Below are 19791 nucleotides of genomic sequence, written 5' to 3' on the forward strand. Positions count from 1 at the left end.
AATGTGGTTATTGATGGTCCAGCCCTAGGCTGTCCCTAAGTAGATTTAGACGCTCGACATCCCCATTACCTGCAGCTTGCTGCAAAGATTTGGTTGGAGCGTGAATAAGGCGGTTGGTTAATTGTTGCGATAATTGCATGATCACTTGCTCAGGGTCTGCGCCTTGACGGATAGCGGTCAACGCTTTTTCAGTCATGTTTGCCCGAATGGCCTCAGCTTGTTCTCTATAATCGCGAATTGTAGACACTGCCGCTTGTGAGCGCAACCAATCCATAAAGTGGCTACTTTCTTGCTCAACAATATATTCAGCTTCAACGGCTGCAGCTTTTCGCTGAGCAAGGTTCTGTGCAATGATAGATTCCAAATCATCCACAGTATAGAGATAAACATCTCTTAATTTTTCAACATCTTGTTCGATATCTCGAGGAACGGCAATATCAATTAATAACATCGGTTTACTACGACGTATTTTCATTGCTCGCTCGACCATCCCTTTCCCTATGATGGGTAAAGGACTCGCCGTTGAACTAATGACAATATCCGCTTCTGCTAAGCGGTTATCAATATCCGATAACGAAATGACTTGTGCATTAACCTCATTGGCCAATAACTCCGCCCGTTCACGTGTTCGGTTAGCTATCATCATTTTTTGTACGCCATGTTCACGTAAATGACGCGCCACAAGTTCAATTGTTTCCCCTGCACCCACTAACAAGATGTTTAAATGTTTGAGTGATTCAAATATTTGGCGGGCAAGTGTACAAGCCGCAAATGCGACAGAAACTGCATTCGCGCCAATATCGGTTTCTGTGCGCACACGTTTTGCAACAGAAAACGATTTCTGGAAAAGACGCTCAAGTTCGCTCGATAACGAGTGGTTACCTTGTGAAAGCGCAAACGCCTTTTTTACTTGCCCTAATATTTGTGGTTCACCCAAAACAAGTGAGTCCAAGCCACTAGCGACACGCATTAGGTGACTCACCGCGCGGTCGTCTTGGTGCCAATAGAGACTCGGTTGTAAATCTTTTTGGGTTATACCATGAAAATCACACAGCCATTTTACTAGCTGTTCTTGAGCTTGTTCTTGCGATTCAAGGCTCAAGTAAAGCTCAGTTCTATTACAGGTAGACAGCACAACACCACCATTCACTTGAGGCTGTTTGAGAAGTTCCTCAAGTGCATGGTCAATTTTTTCAGGACCAAACGTTACCCGCTCACGCAGGGCTACTGGTGCTGTTTTATGGTTGATGCCTAAGGCTAATAAGGTCATTGTGCTTTACGACTTGCTCACATTGCTTACAGTGCTAATTATTTTCAGTCATGCTCGATGGGTATTTCCTACCAATTTTGCAATACTGTTATTTATATTGTTCTATTGTAGATGATCCGCGTCTCTCTTTCTACGGTTTGCATAAGCCTATCCTTCAGAAAGATGACCCATGCCAAAAAATAAACCGAAATAACAGACGTAATAGCGATTTTATCAGTCAAAACTGATCGTAATTTTATCGTTTATTTATACTATATAAAACTGATTATCAGCCATATCATTATTAACAATGATAAATTAACTGCGATAAGATGCATAGAGAATGCAATTATTTCGCACAGAAAGCAAATGGTGACGAGCTTGGATTGGTTTAATAGCCACTTTAGAAAACCATTCCCGCTGTCAATGCACTATGTTATTTGTATACAAACAGTAAATCACTTACAGATTTTTATCGGTTAGGTATATCATCGAGTGCAATAGATGACTCAGATAGCCATATCGCGCTAAACTAAACCTCTTTAAATGCAAGTAACTCAATAGAGACTGCTATCAGCGCCCAATACAACTTTGAGATTTGATATGCAATTAACTCAAGCTTTACCGTTTATGCACATAAATAAGCACTTTTTTCGCCTCTTACCACTTTCATGCGTCTTGCTAACTGCTTGCGTGACAACGTCACAAACAACCACGAAAGGAACCAGCTCCGCATCGGATGCTAAGTGGAAAGCACATCAACAAGAATTAAGTCAGTTACGTGACTACCAAACACGGGGCTCCTTTGCCTATAACGGAGGAGAAACAAAAACGTACGCTAAGTTTTTCTGGCAACAATATACACCGGAAAAATACCGTTTATTGTTAACCAACCCATTAGGTAGCCGCGAACTTGAACTTACCGTTGAACCTGATTTAGCTCGATTAACTACCAAAGATGGTCAAACCCATATGAGTGACGTGCCGAGCGAGTTGATTTATCAGCTCACTGGTATGGAAATCCCAATTGATGACCTAACCGCTTGGTTAACTGGCTCGCCCGGACGTGCAACAGATTTCACCTTAGATGAAAACCACTTGCTAAAAAGTGTTACGTTTAAAAGCAATGGTGAAACATGGCAGCTCAACTATATTTCCTATGACAGCAAAACAACACCAATGCTGCCAAACTATCTCGAGTTACGCCAAGGGGATAGACTTATCAAATTGAAAATGGATAGTTGGACACTGAAAAAATGACGTTAACATGGCCTTCTCCGGCAAAATTAAATCTTTTTTTGTACATCACCGGCCAACGCCCTGATGGCTATCACGAGTTACAAACTCTATTTCAATTTGTCGATTATGGCGATGAAATCACTATCACAACACGTGATGACGACCAGTTGAATTTATTGACGGATATGCAAGGGGTTCCCCCCGAAAAAAACCTAATTTTACGGGCTGCTAGATTATTACAATCCTATTGCCGCGATACGTTGCAACACAGTGGCCCACTAGGTGCCGATGTCCGTATTCATAAAATATTACCAATGGGCGGTGGTATTGGTGGAGGCTCATCAAACGCAGCAACTACCTTAATTGCGCTTAACGAACACTGGAAAACACAGATTTCTGATGAAGTCCTTGCGCAATTAGGCGCATCATTAGGAGCAGATGTTCCTGTGTTTGTTCGTGGGCATGCAGCTTTTGCCGAAGGGGTTGGTGATATTTTAACCAAAGCTTCCCCTAAAGAGAAATGGTATTTGGTGGCTCATCCCGGAATTGAAATATCAACCCCGATGATCTTCACAGATCCACAATTAAATCGAAATTCTCCAAAACGCTCCCTAGCCGCATTATTACTGGCTCCGTACGCAAATGACTGCGAACCAATCGCAAGAAAACGTTTTCGTGAGGTTGAACAGCTTGTTTCTTGGCTGTTAGAATATGCTCCGTCTCGCCTTACAGGAACAGGCGCATGTGTTTTTTCTGAATTTGAAACACAAGCGGATGCCCTGCAGGTGTTAAATAAAGCCCCATCGTGGGTGCAAGGGTTCGTCGCTCAAGGCGTTAACGTTTCCCCACTGCACAAGTTCCGCGCTGGGATAACCCGTGTATTGCACCAATAAGCCTTGTCGCTGTTGGTCAACAATATCTCTCTGGACGCAAGCCTGAGGTTTTTCTCGTGCCCGATATGAAGCTTTTTGCTGGTAACGCTACACCGGAACTAGCACAACGTGTTGCTAACCGCCTTTACACTAATCTTGGAGACGCGGCTGTTGGTCGTTTTAGCGACGGCGAAGTCAGTGTTCAAATTAATGAAAATGTTCGCGGTGGTGATATTTTTATCATCCAGTCAACTTGTGCACCAACCAACGATAACCTGATGGAACTGGTTGTTATGGTCGATGCCCTACGCCGTGCATCTGCTGGTCGTATTACCGCTGTTATCCCTTACTTCGGTTATGCAAGACAGGATCGTCGCGTACGTTCTGCCCGTGTACCAATCACCGCTAAAGTTGTTGCCGATTTTCTGTCAAGTGTAGGTGTAGACCGTGTGCTCACTGTCGATTTACACGCAGAGCAGATCCAGGGCTTCTTTGATGTTCCTGTGGATAATGTATTTGGTAGCCCTATTCTTCTGGAAGATATGTTACAGAAGAATTTGGAAAACCCAATCGTTGTATCTCCAGACATCGGCGGCGTGGTACGTGCTAGAGCTATCGCAAAACTCCTGAATGACACCGATATGGCCATTATTGACAAACGCCGCCCACGTGCGAACGTTTCTCAAGTCATGCATATCATTGGTGATGTTTCAGGTCGTGATTGCATCTTAGTGGACGATATGATTGATACCGGTGGTACGCTGTGTAAAGCAGCTGAAGCACTGAAAGAACGTGGTGCGAAACGTGTATTCGCATACGCAACACACCCGATTTTCTCAGGTAATGCTGTAGACAACATCAAAAATTCAGTCATTGATGAAGTCATTGTTTGTGACACAATTCCTCTTTCTCCTGAAATCAAAGCGCTGAGCAATGTTCGCACCTTAACGCTTTCAGGTATGTTAGCTGAAGCTATCCGTCGTATTAGCAACGAAGAGTCAATTTCAGCAATGTTTGAGCACTAATCCTCCAATATTGGGTTTTAGCGTTCAACCGTGATGAAAAAGTCACAATAAAAAATATAAGCCCCTGCAATGTCATTTGCAGGGGCTTTATGATTTTGGCAGGAAAAAAGCCACAGGTGCTTATTTTTATATTTTATCGCCGATCATAGTGGCGACTTCACGTTATGAAACGACAAAAGAGCAAAATTCTTTGAAATTTTACTCTTCTTAATGCCTAATTATCAAACTCATTCACCATTATCAGCAATTAATTGCTCTAGGCTATTTATGGATAGCGGTGATTATCTCTGCGTGAATGATATTGTTGTTTCAATTGCCAGTAACGGTCTGCAACTTTTTCACGGCCGCCGATCCTAGCACCGACTAACCATACCATCGCACCGATAAAAATGCCGAATAAGGAACCGTTCGTGATGAGTTCTGAAAGGCCTAAGTTAACGATATGAGAGAATAAGTTGACACCGATACTCCCGATCATCAACACCATTCCGATTCCCATGAAGATATTACCTAGAAGATGAGCGCTTTTCCGTTTCATATATACCTCCAGTACCAGTAAACTGATAAGCAAGCATGTGTAAATAAATTCGGTCATACTTTATATTTATGTAATGATTATAGTGCATTAAGTAAAATTTTTTGCGATAGACATCACAAGGAAGGAAGTTAGCAAGAATATCTGTACAAAAAATGCTTTTCATCAAGAAATCAGTAAACCCGAATAGTTCACTCAGCAATTATAAACATAGTTACTTTATCCATCACAATTTTGTACATCCTGCATTTCACAAGGTAAACTAGGGCATTATTTTCATAACTGATAGTGAAATCACCACCGTGAGCAAAATTAAGTTAATTGTTGGACTTGCCAATCCGGGTGCTGAATATGCACAAACGCGCCATAATGCAGGTGCATGGTATGTTGATTTACTGGCTGAGCGCCATAATCAGCCATTGAAAGAAGAAGCTAAGTTTTTTGGTTATACCGCACGTATTAATATGGGTGGTAATGACATCCGCCTGCTGGTTCCAACCACATTTATGAACCTAAGTGGTAAATCAGTTGCCGCTATAGCCAATTTTTATCGCATCAATCTCGATGAAATTTTAGTCGCCCATGATGAACTCGATTTACCCCCCGGTGTAGCTAAAATGAAATTGGGGGGCAGCAATGGCGGCCACAATGGGTTGAAAGATATTCAAAGTAAATTCGCCAATAACCCGAATTTTTATCGTCTACGTATTGGTATTGGCCACCCAGGTGATAAAAACAAAGTGGTTGGCTTTGTTTTGGGTAAACCACCGTTATCTGAGCAAAAACTCATTGATGATGCGATTGATGAAGCGGCTAGGTGTACAGATATTCTGCTAGCTGACGGAATGGACAAAGCCATCAATCGTCTACATGGCTTCAAAGCAACTGCATAAGAGTTCATTTCATCCGAATCGACTTTTTGTGTATAATCAGCGCCAATTTCTAAACATTGGGTGCAGCGTATGTCTGCCCCTCGCTATTAAGGTGAGAAACATATGGGTTTTAAATGCGGTATCGTTGGTCTGCCTAACGTGGGTAAATCCACTCTGTTTAATGCATTGACCAAAGCCGGCATCGAAGCAGCCAACTTCCCTTTCTGTACAATTGAACCAAACACGGGTGTTGTGCCAATGCCAGACCCACGTCTTGATCAATTAGCTGAAATTGTGAAGCCACAGCGTATTTTACCAACTACGATGGAGTTCGTGGATATCGCGGGCTTAGTAAAAGGTGCATCTAAAGGTGAAGGCCTAGGTAACCAATTTTTAACGAATATCCGTGAAACCGAAGCCATTGGTCACGTTGTTCGTTGTTTTGAAAATGACAATATCATTCACGTTGCAGGCCAAGTTGACCCTGCTGCAGATATTGAAGTCATTAATACTGAATTAGCACTTGCTGACCTTGATACCTGTGAGCGCGCTATCCATCGTGTCCAAAAACGCGCAAAAGGTGGCGATAAAGACGCAAAAGCAGAATTAGAAGCATTAGAAAAATGTTTGCCGCACCTAGAGCAAGCCGGTATGTTGCGCACATTAGAGTTATCTAATGAAGATAAAGCCGCTATCCGCTACTTGAGCTTCTTAACATTAAAGCCAACGATGTACATTGCTAACGTTAATGAAGATGGTTTTGAAAATAACCCATTCTTAGATGTGGTGTATAAAATTGCAGAAGCCGAAGGCTCTGTAGTTGTTCCCGTCTGTGCAGCGATTGAGTCTGATATTGCAGAACTTGAAGACGAAGAGCGCGATGAGTTTATGGCTGATTTAGGTATTGAAGAACCGGGTCTTAACCGTGTTATTCGTGCCGGCTATCAGTTATTAAACCTGCAAACTTATTTTACTGCTGGGGTTAAAGAAGTGCGTGCATGGACTATCCCTGTCGGTGCAACGGCACCACAAGCCGCAGGTAAAATCCATACTGACTTCGAAAAAGGCTTTATTCGTGCGCAAACCATCGCATTCGATGATTTTATCCAGTACCGTGGTGAGCAAGGCGCAAAAGAAGCCGGTAAAATGCGCGCAGAAGGTAAAGATTACATCGTTAAAGACGGCGATGTGCTGAACTTCTTGTTTAATGTGTAGTACCACAATTGGTCTATAACGTACCTTAAGTTTATTGAAACAGCATAAAGCTCAGGTGTTACCTTGGTTTTATGCTGTTTTTTCTATATCAGCCTATCACAAGGTTAATTTGCGTTTCTATCTTCCATAATCATCGCTGCGGCGCGTTCTGCAATCATTATCGTTGGTGCGTTGGTATTGCCACTTGGAATTTCAGGCATCACAGAACAGTCCACGACACGTAAGTTTTCAATACCATGTACACGTAACCGCAAATCAGTCACTGATGTTGTGGTATCCGTTCCCATACGACAAGTTCCCACAGGATGGTAAACCGTTTTACAAAAATTTCGGACAAACTCTTCAAGTTGAGCGTCATCATGACGTACAGAAGCGGGTGGCATTAGAACCTCTTTGCTTAGCACTTGTAATGAAGGGGAGTCCAATACATCTAAGCCAAACTTAACCGCACGCTTGCAACCTTCCATATCTTCGGGTGAGGCAAGATAATTAGCGTGAATTTTTAGTGGGGCTTGTGGGTCTGTGCTGCGCAATAAAACTTCACCACGGGACTTAGGTTGTAAGTACCCGACCTTTAATGAAAAGCCGTGGGCTGCGGGCAGAGGCTCACCAGGAACATCATCCCAGCTATCTAAAATAGGTAAAAAGTGAATTTGTACATCAGGACGGCCTTGCTTGCAGCTGTCTTTAAATGCAGCGCCTTCTAAAACGTTAGAGGTGAGCAGTCCACTGCGAAATGCCATCCACTCGACCCCGTGTTTAATTGCATTTAAACCTTGGTCTGCGCCGAATAAACTTATTGGCTGCTTAGTCGTGACGTTAATTGACATATGTAGGTGGTCATGAAAATTTTTACCAACAGGTAGATTCGCATGAGTATGGATCCCCAACGAAGACAAGTGCTCCTCTGGCCCGATACCTGATAGCATCAATAATTTTGCAGAGCCCATCGCACCCGAACAGGCCAATACTTCGCAACTGGCAAATGCCTCAACTTCATGGCCATTTTTCCCTTGATAGGCAACACCAATCGCGCGGCCATCGCGAATGATGATACGGTTCACTTGAGTGCCAAGCTTTAATGTCAACTTATCACTCTTTTCCACTGATTTTAAATAGGTTCTTGATGTACTGGCTCTTTCTCCATTATGCGTTGTTGTCTGGTAAAAGCTTGTTCCTTGCTGGCTTTCCCCATTAAGGTCATTGACATAAGGAAGACCATGCTCTTGCGCTGCACGAATAAATGCCATTGATAATGGGTGCCGGTATCTATTTTCACTGACAGGAAGTGGGCCTTCTGTTCCATGGTATTCTCCTGTCAGGCTTTCATTACTCTCTGCCTTTTTAAACCATGGCAATACATCCGAGTATCCCCAGCCTTCACAGCCGTAATTTAGAGCCCAATTATCATAATCTTGTTTCTGGCCTCGGATATAAATCATTCCATTGACAGAACTACTTCCCCCCAACACTTTCCCTTGGGCAATTTGCATTTTACGGTTATTCGCGTGAGGCTCTGGCTCAGTTTCATAAGGCCAACTTTTTTGGGCAATAATTTTCGCCACGCCAGCTGGCATACGAATAAACAAGTGGTTATCGCTACCACCCGCTTCAATAAGTAATACTTTGGATTGCGTCTCTTGGATCAACCGAGCAGCAAGAACACAACCGGCAGAACCCGCATCTACAATAATATAATCATATTTTACTGCGCTCATTTGTCACCCCGTCAAATAAAATAAACAATTTATTTTCATTTTTTTAACAATAGCGCTTTTAATTCATTAATGTATGAACAATATTCCACATATGTGATTTAAATCAAAAATAATTTCTTATGTAATTATTATTGGCTCTAAATAAAGATTGTTTATTCAAGAAAAATTTTAAGCAAAGTCAATACTTAAACCTAATCCAATCTTTATTAATAAATTAATGTTTATAGCTAGTTAATAAGTAATCTGTCATATAGAAATATCTTATTTTATCGTGTTTAAGCGAGTCACAATCCCCTTCGATGTTATCAGCGACTATAAAGCTTATTTCCATGCAGGAGTTGCAAGATAATAGATGAATGCTATAGTAATGACCGATTAATATTCTTTCGGCTTGAGGACGACCTCAAGTGCGTATCAGCAACAGGGACGGCCCTTTCTTCTAAAGGAAAACAATATGGGGCGCTTCTGTTTCAATAGTCCACTCATCCCGTTAACAACTTGGAGCCGGTTAATCGGCTCTTGGTTAGTCGTCATTTTCTTTATTTTAAGTGGCGAAACATTACTTAATGACAGTCTTTCTGCATTTAGTGCAACTTGGATTTTTTTACTGCTGTTCATTACAATTCTCACCGCTTCCTTTGGTGTCGTTAAAGAGGCTGACCATCTTGCTGAACAATTGGGTGAGCCATACGGAACGCTGATCCTGACTTTATCTATTGTCTTAATTGAAGTCATTCTTATTGCCTCTGTTCTACTAGGTCCCGGTGATTTTCCAACTATTGGGCGTGATTCCATATTCGCCGTGATGATGATTATCATGAACCTCGTCGTAGGTATCTGCTTACTCGCAGGTTCAGCTAGAAATGGTGAACAAGAATATAATACGCAAGGAACCAACAGTTATCTTTCAATGATCGTATTACTGACTGGTTTAGCGTTAGTCCTACCAAATTATACCTCTAGCCAAGGGGAGTATTCCCATACGCAAGCCATTGGTATTTCAGGTATTACTATACTTATCTATGGTGCTTTCTTGTGGATGCAGATGCGAGGTCACCGCCGATTTTTTATCCAGCCGCCTAAAGGGCTGATGAATGTCCCAGAACAATACATTTCAGCTAGCGATGCTTTGGCAGACAATAATGTCGAAAAGAAAGATAACCACGCTGAGTCAAACAAAAAAACGATTATTATTCGTTCTTGTGTGTTAATTGGGCTGATACTCCCTATTGTGTTACTTGCGCATTACTTAGCCATCGTGACTGATTACGGAATTGAAGCCTTAGGAGCACCAGCAGCAGTCGGTGGTGTCCTGATCGCCATTATCGTATTTACACCTGAATCAATCACAGCAGTAAAAGCGGCAATGAATAATGAAATGCAACGAGCGATAAACCTTTGCCAAGGCGCATTTGTCTCAACGGTAGGTTTAACTGTGCCAGCAGTATTAATTATCGGCATTATTACCGGTAAACAAGTCATTATGGGGATTTCTAACGCGGAAATTGTTTTATTCGCAATCACCATGTTACTGACTATGCTTTCATTTAATGGTCAGAAAACATCTCCCATTCAAGGTTGGATGCACCTTGCCATCTTTGCTGTATTTGGGCTTATTCTATTTTATCCGTAGTGGCTGACAAAACGTGAAGGCTGCATAAGAAAATACCCGATTGGGTATCAAATTTTATGTTAGCCTCGCTCACACTTTCCTTATTCTTAACATATCCAAAGCCAAATCATGCCATGCTTGTGCACGACGGCTTTGATGGTGATTTTTTACTGTCGCTAAAGCAATGTCGTAAGCCAATATTGGCTCAATAACTGGAATAACGGATAACCCCACTGAACTGGTGTTCTGCCACATACTGTCCGGAAGTAGCGTTATCCCTACCCCAGCTCTTACCATGGCTGTCACCAAATCTAAATGACTACTACGCCCAGAAATAGTGGGTTTTTTACTATAAACACCGCAAGCACTAACAACAAGTTCATTAATCAGAAAATCATCAGAAAAGAAAATAAAAGGCTCATCGGCTATTTCACTAAATTTAACAAATTCACGTATTGCAAGTGGATGTTGGTTGCTAACCAATAGCATTAATCGGTCGGTTGAAAAAGGGTGTACTTCAAAGCGGTCATCAGCAAAAGGTAACATCACGGCGGCAGTTTCAACTTCACCATTTAGCATTGCCTCTCGCATTTTGCGTGTACCCAACTCAAGAATTTTCAGTTCCACCTGTGGATAACGTCGGCTAAAGGCCATAATAATATCAGCAAAATAGGTCGATGCTATCACGGGTGGTAGCCCCACGGGTAGTACTCCAGATATAGGGCCTGACCTTTCCAGTAACGCTTTTTTCATACTGCCAAATTGTGAAAGAATTTGTCTAGCATGAGCCAATAAAATATCCCCTTCCTCCGTTAATTTAACGCCATCGACTTCCCTAATCAGCAAAGTATAACCAAGTTCATCTTCTAATTTTTTAATACTACGGCTAACCGCTGGTTGCGTTACAAATAAACTTTCTGCCGCGCGGCTAAAACCATTGAGCTGCACAACTTCAACAAAATAACGTAATGAACGAATGTCCATTTCGCCCCCTATAATTTTTAGTTATAGATAGAATGAGTTTAAGTGATTTCCTTTAAAGCATAATAAACGATAAAAATAATTCAACTTAGAACTATAAGCTAGACGATTAATGGAGATCAGCATGATGAATAAGACGGTTATCGAATACGTATTAGATAGAATTTACCAAATCGGTATTCACGATATTTTTGGTGTTGCTGGCGACTACGCATTCCCTATTGAAGATGCAGTATGTGAAAGTGAAAATATGCGCTGGATTGGCAACTGCAATGAACTCAATGCCTCATATGCTGCGGATGGCTATGCCCGTGTGAAAGGTGCCGCAGCGTTATCAACCACTTTTGGTGTCGGCGAACTCAGTGCCTTAAATGGTATTGCTGGCGCTTATGCCGAACATCTTCCCGTTTTTCATCTTGTTGGTATGCTAGCAAGCGGAGTTCAAAAAAACCACCGTTTAGTTCACCATACCCTAGGAAATGGTGATTTCGATGTATTTTATCAAATGAGCCAACATTTAAGCTGTGCTCACGCTATTTTAACGCCTGAAAATTGTATTGCCGAAACAGAACGTTTAATTACAACCGCTTTACAAGAATCTCGACCCGTTTATTTAGGTTTCCCTTCTGACTATGCTGTTATGCCAATTAAAGCAGATGAAACACCTGAAACTATCACTATAAATAAAAGTCATAGCAAGTCATTATCAGCTGCAGTTACCGCTATTGTTGAAAAACTCACATCGAGTACAAAAGCCTGTATTATTCCTGGGATTTTAACGGCTCGTTTCGGCTTAACGACTGATGTTGAGGCTATTATTCAGAAAACTGGCCTACCTTATGCCACCATGTTTATGGATAAAGGGGTATTAAGCGAATCTAACTCTCAATATATGGGGATTTATAATGGAAAACTAATGAACCCTGATGTGCGAGAATTCGTCGAGAGCTGTGACTGTGTTATGGGGATCGGTGCAGTATTAACGGACTTCAACACCGGCAGCTTTACCGCAACGATTGCCCCTGAAAGCTGTATTAACATTCTTTCTGACCATGTGAAAGTGGGTTCCGCTATCTACCCGAATGTATTGATGAAAGATGTGTTAGATAAATTAAAAGAACTTGCGCCCTCACTTAACCATGCCGGGCTCAAAGCTCAAGGATTAGGATCACCGCAGCAAGGTGAAAATGGCCAAATTACCGCCTCATATTTGTACCCTCGCCTAGAAAAAATGTTCCGTAAGGACGACATTATTATTGCAGAAACGGGAACAGCATCTATGGGGTTAGGTTTTGCTTTATTACCTGAAAATGCACAATTTCACAACCAAACATTATGGGGATCTATCGGCTGGGCAACTCCCGCAGCCTTTGGTGCAGCAATTGCAGAGCCACAGAAGCGAGTTATTTTAGTGACTGGGGAAGGTTCTCACCAACTCACGGCCCAAGAGATTAGCCAGTTTGCCCGCTTTGGTTTAAAACCGATTATTTTCGTCCTAAATAATGATGGCTATTTAATTGAACGACTTCTGTGTAAAAATCCTGAAGCCTATTACAACGACTTACCCCAATGGAATTATGCACAGCTCCCCGCCGCATTAGGTTGTAATGATTGGTATTGTCAGCGTGTAACCAACTGCAATGAATTAGACAATGCGATTAAGCAGGCCGAACTATCGAACCATGCGGCCTATATTGAGGTAGTTATGGATAGATATGCCGCATCTGAGCTTGCAGAAAAACTTGGTAAATCAGTAGCATCTTTATATTCATTTTAAATTGACAAATTATGGCAGCCATTGCGCTGCCAATGTCTTTATGATGTAAATACCAGCCCTACATCGTTTCGTGATTGGTGCAATATTTTTGAGACAATTAATGCTAATTCAAGCAATTCATCGCATTTAGCATGGTTTTTACTAGCAATTTGCTCACGAAAGAATGCAAACTCATAGACCATATGATTGATTGTTGCATCCCGAGATACGTTGGATATTTCCCCATCAATACAAACCTCAACTGACTGGCAGAGGCTTGGGGCTCCCGTGATACAAATATGCCCTTTAGTACCTTGAATAATAAAGTAGCCAGGGCTCGCCGAATCTTTCGCTCCCACACACGATGCAACTGAATGCTCAAAATGGGCCGTTAGCACCCCTGATGTATCAATTCCATTAAACCCTTTATTACAAATATAGTGGCTACTATTGGGTGCTCCCATCAAGGCTGATAACAAATAAATGTTATATAAATTAATATCATAGAGCGCACCGCCTGCTTGCTGTGGGTCAAAAGCAGCATGAATACGGCCTTGCAAATAGTCATTGTATCGACTTGAATATTGGGAATAATTACCGTGAATCACTTTGATTTCACCTATTTTATCAATGTTTTGCTTGATAAAGTGAAATTCAGGGGTATGAATAGACGTAATGGCTTCAAACAAAAAAAGCCCCCTAGTCTGTGAAATGGAAATTAACGCCTGCAACTGTTGCCAATTTGGTGTAAACGGTTTTTCGCATACCACATGTTTGTCAGCCATTAATGCATCAAAGGTATACTGATAATGTAAATGATTTGGCAAACCTATGTATATCACCTCAACATCAGGGTCTTGTAACAACTTTTGATAATCAGTATACAACTTTGCTATACCGAATTGTTGGCAAATAACCTGTCCCTTTTCAATACTTTCCGCCCGAACACACAGTGCGACTAGCTCTATCCCTTGCACCTGTATTAAAGCATCAAGAGCCGACATGATTATTTTTCCAGAACCGACCAGCGCTAGTTTCATCTCTATTATCCATTAAGAAAAGTGAATTTCATTTTGCCATAAGGCTCATTATTTAAGAAATGCCTTCGATGCTTTTTGATAACCTCTGCCATTTCCGTATTTTCCCCTTAAAAATTCAATAAAAACGACGCATTTTTTCACTGGAGGTTCTTTTATTTATTGCTGGTGTACTAACCAATTTCACTAGGTGAACCAAATAACCGCCATAAATGACGATTAGCTTCCCATTTACAATAATTTCTATTCACGTTGTAAGCAAAACTTTCTCATTTCACGTTTTATATAACCAATTGTTTTATCTTATAAATATTTTATTTCTCTTTTTTTTCACTGACATAAACCTTTTTAAAACCCTAACTCACATCACAATTTATTAACAACTCTCTTGAATCATTTTTTATTATTCTCCATGCTAATTTTATTAAATAAACCAATGGTTTACTGTATAAACCAACCGAGGTTAAGATGAAAGAGAATATTGTCACTGCCGTTGATGATGCTTTATTGTTATTGATGCTATTAGGTGAAAAAAACAATCTTGGATTAAGTGAACTTGCACGCTTATCTGGCATGAATAAATCCAAGGTATACCGTTTATTATGCACGTTAGAAAACCGTCATTTCGTGCAAAAAAATGAAAACCCAGTGACCTATCATTTAGGCCATCAATTATTAAGCTTGGGGAATTGCGCTCGCCAGCAAATAAACTATATCCAAGTCGCAGAAGTTGAAGCAGAGCAACTCCGTCAACGTTTTGATGAAAACATTCAAATGCGTATACGTGACAACGGTGAAATTTTACAAGTTCTTCATAAGCCATCAGGGCAATCACTTCAAGTACGCAGTGAAGCTGGCAATCGCCGGCCGTTAGGATCTGGAGCGTCAGGCAGAGTACTATTGGCTTACTCCCCTAAAGATGTTCAAGCACATTTTATTGAAAAGAACCCCTCAATTGAAAAATCAATTGCCACCATACGCTCACAAGGTTTTGCCATTACCCGAGGCGAATTAACCGCAGGTATCGGTGCTATTGCCGCACCTATCTTTTCACAACACGGGGAATGCATTGCTTCACTGAGCATTAGCTTACCACTAAGCCGTTTTTCTGATGAAAAAGAACAAGATATGACTGAACAACTGCTTCTGTCTGCTTTACGCATATCAAGGCAGCTCGGTTACGACTCATAATTAATACAATAAAAGAGACAACACCATGCAACCAACAAACAACACTATACAAACTCCATCGTCACCACCAGGCTGGCAAATGAATCCAGTTTTAGTAATGTTAACTATTGTTATCATTGCCTTTTTAATGACTTATTTTGTTAATTCAGGCCAATATGAGCGCGATGGTAAAAAAGTCATTCCGGACTCTTACCAAACTATCACTAAAGACATCACGTTAGAGCAATTATTAGGTACTGAAAAATCAGAAGAAGGTACTGCCGCTCCCGTCAGTTTACCTCAACTGTTTAAAGCGATCCCCGAAGGAATTGTTAAACAATCACCGCTTATTTATATGGTTCTATTCATCGGAGGAATGTTTGGAATTCTCAATAAAACAGGGGCAATAGAATCAGGGTTAGAACGGTTGCTTCACGTCACCCGAGGCAATATCTATTTGTTGATCCCTTTCTTAATGATTGTATTTTCCATGGGAAGTACCTTTATGGGGTTAGCCAAAGAGTACCTTTTGGTTATTCCCATGGTTATTGCCTTAGTGAAACGCGTTGGGTTGAATGAACTTATTGGGCTTGCCATTGTAGCGATTGCGGTTAAGGTAGGATACCTCGCCTCCATCACCAATCCATATGCACTTTCTATCGCACAACCGCTTGTTGGTCTACCGGTTTTTAGTGGTTTAAGTATGCGGATTGCAGCGTACCTTATTTTTATTACACTCGGTATTTTATTTGTTTTCTATAGCATTCGTAAAACGACACTCACAAGCTATGTGGTTGAAGAACATAATCAAACCACACAATTAACCCATCGTCATAAACTTATGTTAATTGTCTTAGCTATCGGTGTTGCATTTTTAGTCTATGCCTCTAATCGCTGGCATTGGAAAAATAATGATTTATCTGCTTACTATTTATTCTTAAGTGTCATTTTAACTTTTTGTAGTGGTTTAACTGCAAGTGCCGCCGCTAACGCATTTGTCAGTGGAATGAAAAAAGTCCTCATCGCAGGAGTGTTAATTGGGTTAGCGACAGCGGTCGAAATTATTCTTTCTCAAGGTAAAATTCTCGATACCATTATTCATCAATTAGTTGGACTAGTCGGTAATCACGGTCCTTATGTTTCATCATATAGCATGTTTATTTCTCAACTATTATTAGACATTGCCATTCCATCAACTTCTGGGCAAGCCGCTGTCACAATGCCAATTTTAGGCCCCGTTGGTGAAATTTCTGGTGTTTCTCCTCAAACAACCGTTTTTGCATTTTTAATGGGTAATGGGCTGACTAACATGATCACACCAACATCCAGTGGGTTATTAATCTTCTTAGCTACGGCAGGCGTAAGTTGGACTACTTGGGCGAAGTATATTTTACCGCTATTTTTAATTTTTATGGCAATCAGTATCGGCTTACTGACTATCGCCGTGACCATAGGGTATTAATAAAATGGATATGAAGAATTACCGGATAAAAATGCGTGATGGAATAATGCTATCTACTGATGTTTATTTTCCACAAACTCAATCAACTACGTCTTTTCCCGTTATTATCGAGCGAACCCCCTATGATAAAAGCGCACCTTCTCGTTCGGAAAAAACGGTATCAGGCCAGCAAATAACACGCCAAGAAATGGCGAAATACTTCAATGAGTATGGTTTTATTGTTGTGTATCAGGATTGCCGTGGACGCTATGAGTCCGAAGGAAAGTTCACAAAATATATTAATGAAGCCGAGGATGGTTTTGATACATTACAATGGATTATGGAAAAACCCTGGTGTAATGGCAAAATAGGTTCAATGGGCCTCTCTTATGCCGCTCATACACAATTAGCCATGGCGTGTCTAAACCCTCCAGGTTTACACACGATGGTGCTGGATTCCGGTGGATTTGCCAACGCCTATCAATGTGGGATCCGTCAAGGAGGCGCTTTTGAACTCAAACAAGCTACTTGGGCATTTAAACAAGCTAAACTAAGCCCAGTCGCCCAGCAATCTCCCGATATTTTAGCTGCACTCGAACAAGAAAATATCCATGAATGGTTCACAACAATGCCATGGTATCAAGGACAAACATTGCTTAAACACGTCCCTGAATATGAATCGTATTTATTTGAACAATGGGAAGAAGAGTGTTTTTCCGATTATTGGCAGAAAATCGGCATCTATGCTGAAGGATATTATGACCAAATACCTGATATCCCAGTATTATTCATGTCCAGTTGGTATGATGCCTATGTCAGTTCAACATTAGATAACTATCATGCATTTGTTACTAAAAAACAATCACCTCAAAAATTAATCATGGGCCCTTGGCTCCATGGTGACCGCAATATCACTCATAGTGGTGACGCAGAGTTCGGTTATATCGCCGCATTTGATAACAATGTCAGTGAAAGTTGGCTTTCTTGCCGGTTGAACTGGTTTGAAGCTCACTTAAAAGATGAAAACTCCAAAAACAATCATGAAGATGTAACAATATTTATGATGGGTGGTGGAAGCGGTAAACGTAACCAACAAGGGCGTATAGAGCATGGTGGAAAATGGCTTAACTGCCATCAATGGCCTTTAGCAAATACTGAAAAAACTGCATATTATCTGTGGCCAGATAACACATTATATCTTCACCCCTACACTAAAACAGCCTCAATATCCTATTGTTATGACCCTAAGCACCCAGTCCCTACCATTGGCGGAGCCTTAACTTCAGGCCAACCGATATTTTGGGGAGGAGCTTTTAACCAACGTGAATTACCGCAATTTTTTGGTAGCAAACAAAATAACCTACCTCTTTCTGCCCGTTGTGATGTCTTAGTTTTCGAAACGGAAGAATTGCAAACAGATGTCTGTTTAGCCGGTGAAATAGAGGTGTCACTTTGGATCAGTAGTGATGCTTTAGATACAGATTTTACTGCAAAGCTTATTGATGTTTACCCACCTAGTGCCGATTACCCACAAGGTTATGCCATGAATATTACAGATGGCATTATTCGTTGCCGTTTTCGGCATGGATATGAGAAAAAGGAATTATTAACACCAAATGAAATTGTCGAAGTGAAAATTAAGCCCTTTGCCTGTGCAAATCGTTTCGCAAAAGGGCACCGTATCCGATTAGATATTTCTAGTAGCAACTTCCCTAAGTATGACTTCAATACAAATACAGGTAAAACTATCGCAGGTGACAGAACATGGAAAATAGCCTGTAATAGCCTACATTTTTCTAGTGAGCACCCGTCAAAAATTATTTTGCCGGTGATCAACGAGGCTTAAACTATTATTAGCTAATAAACTATTTGCCCACTTTAGCTGCCAACAGCGCTAAAGCGGGCTACATGAGAAGATAATTATTCCGCTTGAACCCAAAACACACCATCACCTTCTAAGGCAGTGAACGTTTTATGTAAGTAATCGCTATCCGCTTGCGGGTCAAGGTCTGCAAAAAGTTCCGGATGGATGAATTTTGCAATCGCTTCCACTGCAATAATATTGAATGGCGTATCGTAATATTGCTGATAGAGCGCCAATACTTGCTTGTTTTTGAAAGCCGATAATGAACGAAATTTAGGGCGATCCATTAGCTTATTCAAGCGGGCTAAAGACCTTTGTTTATCCCCCGTATAACCTAATGGCACAGAGGCGCTACCTTTGCGAGTACTGTCCCAATCAGCGGCAGTCATTAAATAATAATCAGGGTTACTGTGAATCAGTTGTTCTTCACTGATTTCCCCACCCATGCCAATACTAAACCATTGCGAACCGAGGTTATTTCCCCCTGCCGTTTCAACAAACTCACCAAAATTGCCATTACCAAAGGTTTTACAGCAATAATCTTCCCCTTGAATACCAGCGGCCCGTTCAATAAATACACTTGGGCGTTGCTCTTGACTAAGTTTAGCCACTCTTGAACGGATTAAGTCTAACTTTTGCTGGTAAAACTGATTAAATGCTTGCGCTTGTTGTTCCTCACCAAATACTTGGCCCAATAACGTCATACTCGGCAGAGTGTTTTTCAGTGGATATTGTCTGAAATCGATAAAAATGACAGGTAAGCCACTTTTTTCCAATAATGATAAAGTGCCATTTTCTGTGAGCTTACTCTTTAAGCCAATATCAAAAATGAGTAAATCTGGCTGTGCAACCAACGCTTTCTCAACGCTAAAGTCCGTTGTATACGGGTTTGGGAAAACAGGGATCTTGCTTAATTCTGGGAATTTTTTACTATAAGCCACACTCAGGTCAGGCGCTTTTTTTATTAACGCATCATCCCAAGCAATAATCCCTTTTAGTGGATCTTGTGGATGTAATATATTCAGCGCAACCAAAACGCGGCTATCTGCCAGCATCACTCGAGATACCGGCGCATTGACGGTTACGTCCCTACCCGCTATATCCGTCACCGTGATAGGTGCGGATAAGCTACTAGTCGAAAATAGTAGGCTAACTACGCCAAGAATCAGCACGAATATATTGATAATTTTTCTCATTATCATTGT

General features: G+C 41.2%; 16 protein-coding genes. 10 read left to right on the plus strand and 6 right to left on the minus strand.

Going from position 1 to position 19791, the window contains the following annotated elements; all coding sequences use genetic code 11:
* Positions 1 to 7: 7 nt before the first annotated feature.
* On the minus strand, positions 8 to 1270 hold the full coding sequence (gene hemA, locus PSE72_RS02665; protein ID WP_004910608.1) for a glutamyl-tRNA reductase: 1263 nt from the start codon (positions 1268 to 1270) through the stop codon (positions 8 to 10).
* Positions 1271 to 1852: 582 nt separating this feature from the next.
* On the opposite strand from hemA, the gene lolB reads away from it, so the two are divergent.
* Genes lolB through prs form a run of 3 tightly spaced genes read left to right on the plus strand, consistent with a single transcriptional unit; the run spans position 1853 to position 4385 of the window.
* Positions 1853 to 2509, plus strand: a complete 657-nt coding sequence (gene lolB / locus PSE72_RS02670; protein WP_004910605.1) for a lipoprotein insertase outer membrane protein LolB — start codon at positions 1853 to 1855, stop codon at positions 2507 to 2509.
* The gene (ispE, locus tag PSE72_RS02675) at positions 2506 to 3381 is read left to right on the plus strand and encodes a 4-(cytidine 5'-diphospho)-2-C-methyl-D-erythritol kinase (protein ID WP_109911298.1); all 876 of its coding nucleotides are present in this window, start codon (positions 2506 to 2508) and stop codon (positions 3379 to 3381) included. Before lolB ends, ispE begins: the two co-directional genes overlap by 4 nt.
* A gap of 56 nt (positions 3382 to 3437) precedes the next feature.
* Positions 3438 to 4385, plus strand: a complete 948-nt coding sequence (gene prs, locus PSE72_RS02680) for a ribose-phosphate diphosphokinase (RefSeq protein ID WP_004910604.1) — start codon at positions 3438 to 3440, stop codon at positions 4383 to 4385.
* A gap of 265 nt (positions 4386 to 4650) precedes the next feature.
* Here prs and ychH read toward each other — a convergent pair whose 3' ends face one another.
* Complete coding sequence (ychH, locus tag PSE72_RS02685) at positions 4651 to 4923, minus strand: stress-induced protein YchH (protein WP_115167325.1); 273 nt, start codon at positions 4921 to 4923, stop codon at positions 4651 to 4653.
* Positions 4924 to 5222: 299 nt separating this feature from the next.
* Between ychH and pth the strand changes: the two genes are divergently transcribed.
* Together pth and ychF are read left to right on the plus strand one after the other, a co-directional pair.
* The gene (gene pth, locus PSE72_RS02690; protein ID WP_004910601.1) at positions 5223 to 5813 is read left to right on the plus strand and encodes an aminoacyl-tRNA hydrolase; all 591 of its coding nucleotides are present in this window, start codon (positions 5223 to 5225) and stop codon (positions 5811 to 5813) included.
* A 102-nt stretch (positions 5814 to 5915) separates the two neighbouring features.
* Complete coding sequence (gene ychF, locus PSE72_RS02695) at positions 5916 to 7007, plus strand: redox-regulated ATPase YchF (protein WP_004910600.1); 1092 nt, start codon at positions 5916 to 5918, stop codon at positions 7005 to 7007.
* 104 nt (positions 7008 to 7111) lie between these two features.
* Here the strand turns inward: ychF and PSE72_RS02700 are convergent, their stop codons facing one another.
* Positions 7112 to 8725 carry a GMC family oxidoreductase gene (locus tag PSE72_RS02700; RefSeq protein WP_272690880.1) on the minus strand — a complete coding sequence of 538 codons (1614 nt, stop codon included), beginning with the start codon at positions 8723 to 8725 and terminating at the stop codon, positions 7112 to 7114.
* 454 nt (positions 8726 to 9179) lie between these two features.
* On the opposite strand from PSE72_RS02700, the gene PSE72_RS02705 reads away from it, so the two are divergent.
* Positions 9180 to 10358, plus strand: coding sequence for a calcium:proton antiporter (locus PSE72_RS02705; RefSeq protein ID WP_115167327.1), 1179 nt, complete (start codon positions 9180 to 9182; stop codon positions 10356 to 10358).
* A 69-nt stretch (positions 10359 to 10427) separates the two neighbouring features.
* Here the strand turns inward: PSE72_RS02705 and PSE72_RS02710 are convergent, their stop codons facing one another.
* Positions 10428 to 11321, minus strand: coding sequence for a LysR family transcriptional regulator (locus PSE72_RS02710; protein WP_115167328.1), 894 nt, complete (start codon positions 11319 to 11321; stop codon positions 10428 to 10430).
* Positions 11322 to 11445: 124 nt separating this feature from the next.
* On the opposite strand from PSE72_RS02710, the gene PSE72_RS02715 reads away from it, so the two are divergent.
* A complete protein-coding gene (locus PSE72_RS02715) occupies positions 11446 to 13095 on the plus strand; it encodes an alpha-keto acid decarboxylase family protein (protein WP_217007943.1) in 1650 nt (549 codons plus the stop codon).
* Between the two features lie 38 nt (positions 13096 to 13133).
* Here PSE72_RS02715 and PSE72_RS02720 read toward each other — a convergent pair whose 3' ends face one another.
* A complete protein-coding gene (locus PSE72_RS02720; protein ID WP_272690881.1) occupies positions 13134 to 14114 on the minus strand; it encodes a Gfo/Idh/MocA family protein in 981 nt (326 codons plus the stop codon).
* A gap of 465 nt (positions 14115 to 14579) precedes the next feature.
* Here PSE72_RS02720 and PSE72_RS02725 point away from each other — a divergent pair, with 465 nt between their 5' ends.
* Genes PSE72_RS02725 through PSE72_RS02735 form a run of 3 tightly spaced genes read left to right on the plus strand, consistent with a single transcriptional unit; the run spans position 14580 to position 18568 of the window.
* On the plus strand, positions 14580 to 15302 hold the full coding sequence (locus PSE72_RS02725) for an IclR family transcriptional regulator (RefSeq protein ID WP_004910559.1): 723 nt from the start codon (positions 14580 to 14582) through the stop codon (positions 15300 to 15302).
* 25 nt (positions 15303 to 15327) lie between these two features.
* Positions 15328 to 16743 carry a YfcC family protein gene (locus tag PSE72_RS02730; RefSeq protein ID WP_254178853.1) on the plus strand — a complete coding sequence of 472 codons (1416 nt, stop codon included), beginning with the start codon at positions 15328 to 15330 and terminating at the stop codon, positions 16741 to 16743.
* A 4-nt stretch (positions 16744 to 16747) separates the two neighbouring features.
* Entirely contained in the window at positions 16748 to 18568 is a 1821-nt protein-coding gene (locus PSE72_RS02735) for a CocE/NonD family hydrolase (protein ID WP_217007729.1), read from the plus strand.
* Positions 18569 to 18642: 74 nt separating this feature from the next.
* Here the strand turns inward: PSE72_RS02735 and PSE72_RS02740 are convergent, their stop codons facing one another.
* A complete protein-coding gene (locus PSE72_RS02740) occupies positions 18643 to 19788 on the minus strand; it encodes an ABC transporter substrate-binding protein (protein WP_115167330.1) in 1146 nt (381 codons plus the stop codon).
* Between the last annotated feature and the right edge of the window lie 3 nt (positions 19789 to 19791).

It is taken from the genome of Providencia sp. PROV116 (genome assembly GCF_028482485.1).
Taxonomy (GTDB): Bacteria; Pseudomonadota; Gammaproteobacteria; order Enterobacterales; family Enterobacteriaceae; genus Providencia; species Providencia rettgeri.